Origin of the sequence: Desulfosporosinus sp. OT, assembly GCF_000224515.1 — a bacterium.
Taxonomy (GTDB): Bacteria; Bacillota; Desulfitobacteriia; order Desulfitobacteriales; family Desulfitobacteriaceae; genus Desulfosporosinus.
In genome coordinates this window covers 1-7,510 of sequence record NZ_AGAF01000190.1, presented here as the reverse complement: position 1 = coordinate 7,510, position 7,510 = coordinate 1, and the positions used below count along the sequence as shown (strand labels likewise).

At 40.6% G+C, this 7,510-nt stretch carries 10 protein-coding genes; 4 read left to right on the top strand and 6 right to left on the bottom strand.

Translation table 11 applies throughout. The features are described 5' to 3' along the window. Positions 1–354: 354 nt before the first annotated feature. The 4 genes from DOT_RS18740 to DOT_RS18725 all read right to left on the bottom strand — a co-directional run bounded on the left by DOT_RS18740 (position 355) and on the right by DOT_RS18725 (position 3,213). Positions 355–1,875: a cell division protein FtsZ gene (locus DOT_RS18740; protein WP_009622132.1), complete on the bottom strand. Its 1,521-nt coding sequence runs from the start codon at positions 1,873–1,875 to the stop codon at positions 355–357. A 16-nt stretch (positions 1,876–1,891) separates the two neighbouring features. Beyond that, complete coding sequence (locus tag DOT_RS18735; protein ID WP_242833866.1) at positions 1,892–2,182, bottom strand: hypothetical protein; 291 nt, start codon at positions 2,180–2,182, stop codon at positions 1,892–1,894. 436 nt (positions 2,183–2,618) lie between these two features. After that, on the bottom strand, positions 2,619–2,975 hold the full coding sequence (locus DOT_RS18730; RefSeq protein ID WP_009622130.1) for a type II toxin-antitoxin system HicB family antitoxin: 357 nt from the start codon (positions 2,973–2,975) through the stop codon (positions 2,619–2,621). After that, positions 2,959–3,213: a toxin HicA gene (locus tag DOT_RS18725; RefSeq protein WP_009622128.1), complete on the bottom strand. Its 255-nt coding sequence runs from the start codon at positions 3,211–3,213 to the stop codon at positions 2,959–2,961. The genes DOT_RS18730 and DOT_RS18725 overlap by 17 nt, the downstream gene beginning before the upstream one ends. Positions 3,214–3,350: 137 nt before the next feature. Between DOT_RS18725 and DOT_RS18720 the strand changes: the two genes are divergently transcribed. The 3 genes from DOT_RS18720 (at position 3,351) to DOT_RS18710 (ending at position 5,192) form a co-directional block, all read left to right on the top strand. Further along, positions 3,351–3,695 (top strand): SdpI family protein, encoded by a 345-nt coding sequence (locus DOT_RS18720; RefSeq protein ID WP_050809915.1) that lies wholly within the window; start codon positions 3,351–3,353, stop codon positions 3,693–3,695. Between the two features lie 250 nt (positions 3,696–3,945). Continuing rightward, the gene (locus DOT_RS18715; protein ID WP_009622122.1) at positions 3,946–4,611 is read left to right on the top strand and encodes a DUF1214 domain-containing protein; all 666 of its coding nucleotides are present in this window, start codon (positions 3,946–3,948) and stop codon (positions 4,609–4,611) included. Next, a complete protein-coding gene (locus tag DOT_RS18710) occupies positions 4,611–5,192 on the top strand; it encodes a DUF1254 domain-containing protein (RefSeq protein ID WP_009622119.1) in 582 nt (193 codons plus the stop codon). The genes DOT_RS18715 and DOT_RS18710 overlap by 1 nt, the downstream gene beginning before the upstream one ends. A gap of 498 nt (positions 5,193–5,690) precedes the next feature. Here DOT_RS18710 and DOT_RS18705 read toward each other — a convergent pair whose 3' ends face one another. Beyond that, positions 5,691–5,987, bottom strand: a complete 297-nt coding sequence (locus tag DOT_RS18705) for a hypothetical protein (protein ID WP_009622117.1) — start codon at positions 5,985–5,987, stop codon at positions 5,691–5,693. Between the two features lie 265 nt (positions 5,988–6,252). Here DOT_RS18705 and DOT_RS18700 point away from each other — a divergent pair, with 265 nt between their 5' ends. Beyond that, positions 6,253–6,660, top strand: coding sequence for a YkvA family protein (locus tag DOT_RS18700; protein ID WP_009622116.1), 408 nt, complete (start codon positions 6,253–6,255; stop codon positions 6,658–6,660). Between the two features lie 333 nt (positions 6,661–6,993). On the opposite strand, the gene DOT_RS18695 is transcribed toward DOT_RS18700, so the two are convergent. Beyond that, positions 6,994–7,278 (bottom strand): hypothetical protein, encoded by a 285-nt coding sequence (locus DOT_RS18695; protein WP_009622112.1) that lies wholly within the window; start codon positions 7,276–7,278, stop codon positions 6,994–6,996. Positions 7,279–7,510 lie beyond the last annotated feature (232 nt).

Genomic DNA, 7,510 nt, shown 5'->3' with positions numbered 1-7,510 from the left:
AAAACGCCTACAGCAATACGTCATCATCCTAATTTAAAAGCCTTTAAGTATTTCACTAAAAAAGGATATTTACTAGAATAACTTTAATCATCGCATAATTCCCTTGCGAAGTAAGGTGAATCCTGTCACGAATACAAAAAGCTCTTACCATAAAGAGATAAGAGCCTGAGCATATTTCACTCAACTTTCAAGCGACGCTCCATCTGCGATAGAAATTAAAACCGCTTTTATTCCGTCGAATGTTCAAAATTGCTTATACATCTTCATCGGTTGCGTTAAACCCTTTTTCTCCCAAAGACTTAATCAGGTCTCGAACATATGATGTAATTGTTTCAAAATATATGTTAGTCGTGGTTATTTATTTCCGAACGGATTTTCAGCTTTACCGCTTGAACTCTCCTTCGCAAAAGGATTTCTTGCAGTTCGTTTTTTAGCGCTTTTCTGGAAAGGATTCATAACCGTTACTTCATTTGGCGTGAATTGCGTTCGCTTGGCATCCGCGGCATTAATCTTTTCCACCTCTACCTGTAATAATTGAGATAGCTCTTGAGCACGACCTGGCAATCCCATTCCGCTAACAATGGTATAAACTAATAACTCATTTTGCCCCTCGATTTGGGCATGACCAACATAAGTTCCAAGGAGTGTGGGCATTTTCTTTTTTAGCTCGTCAATTATGGTTCGTTCCATCATTGGGCCAAATTCGAGATTCGGAGGCATAATCAATTGTACTCCCGCGTAACGCGCTTCAGCCAAATTCTTGTATTCTGCTAAGTATCCTTGGTTCAGTATATTGGAAAGTTCCAAAGCCAACGATTCTAATAGAGCCGGGTCCGGTAAAGATATTCGCGCTTTTCCAAACGTTACACATCCTCCACTAGTAAGAACCTTAGTTAGCTCAGCCCCATCAAAGGTTGTTGGTGAAGGTAGCCCCGTCGTTGCATTCATCTCGTTGATGATTCGTACGATCTCCATATTACTGGCTGTTTTCCAATCCATGTCTATTCCAGAGTCTTTGGCTTGATTAACATATCGATTGTACAAAAGATTATTATCAACCACTATAACCGAAGAGACCAAACCATTGTACATAAGTTCCTGTAATGTGCCAAGGAAGACATTAGCATTTTGTTTTTCTTCAACGCTGTCTAAATTTCTTGGCAATGTGATCATTGCTGTAACTGAATAACCTTTTTCTGCTAGGGCCTCGCAAACAGTTTGGATACCTCCTGTACCGGTTCCTCCACCAATACCGGCGGACACAATGACATGATCGACTTGTTCAAAGACTCGTGGAACTCTGTTTGTAACAAGGTCCTCCAATACTCCATCTTGACTAATCGCTGCATATCCAAGCTCTGGTTGTCGCATAGCCCCCAATCTGTAGTTTGGTAAAGCAACACGTTGACTATCTGGAATATTTCTTAATGCATTTAAATCTGCTAAACAGGTATTTACAGCAATCGCTGGATAAGTCGGTTGATTTTTACCGGGCAACCGGCAAACAGCAAATGAGTCTGTTATTTTACCCCCTGCTTGTCCTAATCCTAAAATGCCAAAGTTTATACTTACCGTTGAATTTAAAACAAACGATTCTTGTTCAAACTTATTTATCGTTGTTAAGGGCTCTGCAACAGACTTTTCAGCCTTTTCACTAGAAGTTACTGATACTTCTTTGACAACGTTATTGACATCGGAATGGCTTTCTTCAGCAATCACAGATCCTTTAATACCAAAGTTTGTTGTGTTGGTCTCCATAATGCTTTCCCCCATATCGTTCTTGTTTTCATCGTTTGTTACATTTATCTCGGGTGGTAAGGTTGAATTGTCTCGTAAACTTGACCGAGCAAACGGTGGTCGAGTGAAAATTTGCATACCCATTTCCTCCTCTTTAGATTTCCTTTCGTTCCACAAGTTCTAGCATTGCTAAACCATGTTCAGAAAGTTGATACATATTGAATCCGTTAATCGCATTGTCACATTCGATTAGCGCTGCTGAATCCAATCGTTCGAACGCAACACCTCCAACATATTGTGACAATCCGATTTTGGCAATGACGGTAGTTTTCAAAAAGGGAGTAGGATAATTCTGCTTAAGGAACATAAGAATCTCACCCGAGGCGGGTGTTACCTTTCCTTTGAGAATCGCTAACGCGTCTTTTTCAAAGGTCAATTTTTTCACCTCCATTGTTGTGCCATCTATATATATAAAAAAATCACCCACAACTGAGTGGGTGTACTGAATGAGTCCATTGAGTTAGTCTTTGCAAAAATACTGGACTGGAGCCAAGGGAAAAGAGCTGCCATCATTGTGGCAGCTCTTAAAATTTACCTAAAGCAACAAGTCCCTAGTATACTAGGACTTATTTTCTGGCGCTGGCTGCTAACTTTTCTCATATACCATACATTGGGTCTGATAACTGAGACTATGTAAAGTAGCCTGTCTTAAATGCTTTTGTTACGTTAAGCCCCCCCGGAATGGATCAGGGTACTATTTTAAACTCTTAAATCAAAGTCATTTGAATTGACTACCACCATTTTAAGAAAAAAATTTCGGAGATTTAATTCTTCTAAAATTTTTTAAAAGAGCGGTTAATAACCGCTCTCGCTCCAATTCACTAACCTTTAAATCCGGCACTCCTCGAAAGATGATAAAGGATTAATTGATTAAGACTTATATTTTCCTTTTTAGCGAGTTCAGATAAATGTCTATGGAGACTCTTTGGGACCCGTACATTAAATCTTCCTGAGTAGTCATCTCTAGTAGGCTCAGGAATTTCGACGCCATCCTCAATACAAGACTCCAACCAGCATTTTTTTGCGTCCTCTATCATGGCCAGTGCTTCATCGGCGGTATCAGCTTGAGTAATGCAGCCAGGTAGTTCCGGAATCGCTACAGCATAACCGCCTTCAGGAGATGGATGAAGCGTTATGCTATACGGCAAACCCATGTAATAATCAAGCGTCTTGTTCATCGTCTATCACTCCTTTTAAAACATCAAGTGCCAATTCAACGTAGGCTTCACCAATATGAGGCTTTTTGAACGGTACAGTTAATCTGGATTCTCCAAGTTTGTATGTATAGTGGCTTGACCCACCCGAAGGCTGCCTCTTTGAAAATCCGTAATGTAACAATATCTTATCTAGTTCCTCGAATCGTACTTGTCGGGGGTTACTCTTGATTCTCTCAAGTAACTTTTTAAGCTTACTCAACCGTTTCACCTCCTATATGCATAGTACTATATATAGTGACAATTATCAAATGAATTTATTTAATGCGTCGTGCCGGAAACAGAATAATTTGCCTTGAAACGGGGAATTGAGTTTTGAACTGTTTGACGTAGTTATAGATGCCGAAAGATACTGTCGATGCACCTGTGGTTATCCTTATTCACGGCAGCGGCTCTCGCGATATGAATGAAACCATTGGAATTATGTTTATGCTAATAGCAAATATGTTACCCCGTCTTCAACCAAATTGGTGGGTCGGATTCCGCACTCCATGGACTTTATCGAGTACTGAAAGTTGGAATCGAACGCATCGACTAGGAGGAAAATTGGGCATCCCACCGGGAATTCTTATAATAATTCTTGCCTGGATTTTACCAACAAACTTTGTGATGGAGGTTAGTTATTATCATACCGTTACTCCTATGGGTGCTCATCACAGTTGTGGCTTCGTATTTTTACGCTAAAAAAGAGTAATTATTCTAACCGAGGGACGGTCTTAGAAGGTCTCTTTTATATGAAAATATCGAATGAGTAACTTCATAATAACTTTAATTTTTGTAAGGGGTGATCTTCCATGAGTTATCAGGATTCAAACTCGCCGCGAGGTTTATTCAACCGTATGTTAAGGCACACCGTTGTAAAAGATATTGTGCAAGGGGTTCCCAGCAAATGTAACGATCCTCACCGCGGGCAGAACTAGGAGGGAATAACTAAATGACCAAAAAAGCGTATAATTATCTATTGACGATCAGCGGTGTGATTTGCAGTTATGTCATGATAAAATCGCTTTTCTTTATCCAAACAAGACCTGTGAGAACAGACGTAATTCAAGGCATTCTCGTCGGCTTCGGGCTAGCGCTTTTCACGGCTCAAATTACCGCAAAGCTGAAGGCCACAAAGGTCAACGGGTGGATCACCATGTTTGGATTGAGCGTACCTGGCAACGGCATGTTGCTGCGAGCCGCGTGTACCCTAGCCCTTCCTGGCCCAGTAAACATACCGCAAGAGGCGATGTACTGGACCACATCCGTAGATGGCTCGAGCCATGACCTCTCCGGAGAGCACAACTATATCATGCGCTTTCCGGCGGGTGGACTCCCGCCGAATAATGCGTTCTGGTCACTGACCATGGGTGATGCGAAGAATCGCTTTGTGGCGAATTCAATCAATCGGTATAGCGTGAGTGATCGGTCGGGACTCGTGCCAAACGCCGACGGCTCTGTCGATATTTGCATTCAGAACACCGCTCCGGCGAATTGTGAATCCAACTGGCTGCCCGCACCCTCGGGTAAATTCATTCTTTGGTTGCGTGTATATATGCCTGGTGCGACAATTCTAGACGGAAAATACAACGTGCCGCCAATTGTGGAGGTGAAATGATGGAACACGTGAGATACGAGCATTTGCTGATTTTCGGTTCATTCATGGTCGCAGCATGGTTCATTGTCATCTACTTTTTGCCGCGTATGCTTCTGTCCGTGTTTAAGAGGGCGATCCTTGTTAAAGGGTTTGGTGAGGGCCCCGTCCCAATTAACACGCTCTATACGCAACCTCAAGCGCAATTTGCAGACCCTCTTCATTCATCAGGCTCTCACTTAACGACTACTGGTGTGAACCGTGACACGCTCATCACGATCGGCTGGTTAGACCTTAGTAAAGGGCCGCAAATCTTGCATGTGCCGGACATGGCCGGTCGCTATTACAGTGTGCAGTTCACCGATCCGTCGAAAAATACTACCATCGCCTACGTCGGTAAACGTACCGCAGGAACCGAGGCCGGAGCCTACCTCATCTGCGGTCCTGGTTGGAAAGGGGACGTGCCGCAGGGGATGTCACAGATTTCTTCGCCAAATAATTCGGCGCTCATTATTGGTCGCGTTTTGGTCGGCAGCGACAGCGACCTCCCGACCGCTTATAGGCTCTCGAAGCAGATACAACTATCTTGGATGACACAGCCATAGTGAGCACGTTCCCTACAATGCGAACTTAATTATTATCCTTCTTGCAAACTCCATTTTTACAACCCATCCAATTGATCACCAATTACCAACGCCAATTAGACTCGTAGATAGTACAACGGATATTTCTACGTATTCCCTATAAGAAGTCGCTAATATGCTACTTACTGTAAGCAGCAGGTCAACAGATATTTTTGCTGGAAATATTAGGCGTAGGGTTTCAATCCTTGAAAGGCCATTTAAAAAGACAGAATCAGCCAACGTTGAGAGTAGACATTGGCTGATTTAATACCTGAAATATTCTATAAAGATTTTTAGTTCTAGAATTAGAGCTGATATTATTGCTATTTTATTTTTTAAACCTCAAATCGGCCCCCCCTAGAGTTGTCTGTTGGTTTAATATTTCCTAGTAATTGAACTTCACAAAATCCTACTGATGCCGCCCTACACTTATAGAGATGAGGCGGCATTACATACTATAGGGTATAAGAATAATGTACATTACGAATCCGCAGCAGTCCTATAAACATTTAACTCCTTTAATCCCTTGTCGGTTAACATGAACCAGTAATCCTCAACATATTCATCCATGCTATTTTCAAATTTCACTTTCCCAAGACTAGGGTCGTCGAGGATTTCTATGAGTCCTTCGTTTAAGAGTTGGGAAAGATAGCTTTTTATTTTATCCCGTTCTAAATGGATTCCGTGATTTTTCAAATGGTTAACTACATGAAATAGTGTTTCTTCTTCATAAAAGAAAGTATCAAGAATCGCGATTATTATATTTGAGTAATCCATAAATACTCCTTCATGACCTAAATAAGAATAATTGGAAGCATATTAACGTTCATGCATACCCGCAGCTCCATCCTGCTTTCATATTGGCAAAGTTGTGGGAATGTTTGAGTTAGGCAATGTTGTCCCATTGACTCTTAACTTAATAAGTATTTGCCCTTAAAAAGAGTTTATGGTATGTAGAAAAAAGAGGGGTTTTCACTTTTTAAAGAGAAAATTATATATATTATTCAATTTTAAATAGGACGGAGAACAAGGAGGTTACGAAATGAATAAAAACTTTGATCAAAAGAAAGCCGAACGGCAGTACGAAAAAGCAAAAAACAAGGCACAAGAATTGATTGACGATCCAGAAAAGGCCAAGAAAGTTTTAAATGATGCTATTAAAAAGGCCGATTCTGCAAAAGGTCCTTTAGAAAAGGTATGGCAAGACCAACTATTGATGTTTGGAATCGTCCGAGATTGGTTTAAAGGTGAGTATAAGGAAATACCAGTCGGCTCAATAATAGCCATTTTGGGAGCTTTAATATATTTTGTCTCACCAATTGATCTTATTCCTGATTTTATACCAGGTGTTGGATACATAGACGACGTATTTATACTTGGCTTAGTTATAAGCCAAATCAGAGCTGACCTTAATAAGTATAAACTTTGGAAAGAAAGTAAAATTGCATAGTTTGGCTTAAGTAAGACGCCTTAAAAGCGTCTTTTTGCTTACTCTCTACTTTAATTAAACAATATCGCCTAACGTTCCGGATTCCCGACGTCCCCTCGCCTTAGATAGCTCTTATCTTAGGCGAGGAGATGTGGTGCCTGAACCTTCCCCAAACTTTCCTCTTCTGGCACCCTTGCGGGAATCTATTGTTGTTATCTGATGCCGTACGCCCCCATATTCAGAGGCCGCCAAGGACGGCGGCCCCTTTAGTCTACGTATCATTTTAGTGCGCTATATCAGAATGATGCGACTTAATTGGAGTGATAACAACTCTTAAAAGTATTCTAACCGAGATTACAAAGCACCTGTATGAAAGCCTACAAAAATTGTAAATAGCATAACGAGAAATATAAAAGCAGATGCTCCTATATGCAAATAGCCTAATTGATATTTCTCTTTTTCCTGTGAAATAGTATGCATACCCATAAATAGCATCATTAAGCTAAGACTTCCTTGCATAGAAATACGAAGGAACCAGTTTTCTATATTAAAGAACCCAAAAACTGCAAGAATAATTGTTGTAAGGGAAAAGAATTTATGTAGAATTTTTAATAGTCCCTTTTCCAACACGACTTTCATAAACATACAACCGCCCTTTCTGAAATATTTAATTTGCTACGCTATCTCCAACAAGTATGCAATAACTACTATTCCATGAAATCAATTCTTAAAACTATATTCTATATGCCTCTTGAAATAACCTTTTCAGAGTCAAGTTACTTGTAATACATGTAATACATGTAATCCATTTATTCCCATTATCCTACTAAATATAACTTAGCCCAAGCTAATATTAGCTTCCAGTTATCGC

Bases quoted from the DNA above. Each gene is read 5' to 3' on its own strand.
- DOT_RS18715 (WP_009622122.1), top strand. From the start codon at position 3,946: ATGACCAAAAAAGCGTATAATTATCTATTGACGATCAGCGGTGTGATT.
- DOT_RS18740 (WP_009622132.1), bottom strand. From the start codon at position 1,875: ATGCAAATTTTCACTCGACCACCGTTTGCTCGGTCAAGTTTACGAGAC.
- DOT_RS18700 (WP_009622116.1), top strand. From the start codon at position 6,253: ATGAATAAAAACTTTGATCAAAAGAAAGCCGAACGGCAGTACGAAAAA.
- DOT_RS18730 (WP_009622130.1), bottom strand. From the start codon at position 2,975: ATGAACAAGACGCTTGATTATTACATGGGTTTGCCGTATAGCATAACG.
- DOT_RS18705 (WP_009622117.1), bottom strand. From the start codon at position 5,987: ATGGATTACTCAAATATAATAATCGCGATTCTTGATACTTTCTTTTAT.
- DOT_RS18710 (WP_009622119.1), top strand. From the start codon at position 4,611: ATGGAACACGTGAGATACGAGCATTTGCTGATTTTCGGTTCATTCATG.
- DOT_RS18720 (WP_050809915.1), top strand. From the start codon at position 3,351: ATGCCGAAAGATACTGTCGATGCACCTGTGGTTATCCTTATTCACGGC.
- DOT_RS18695 (WP_009622112.1), bottom strand. From the start codon at position 7,278: ATGAAAGTCGTGTTGGAAAAGGGACTATTAAAAATTCTACATAAATTC.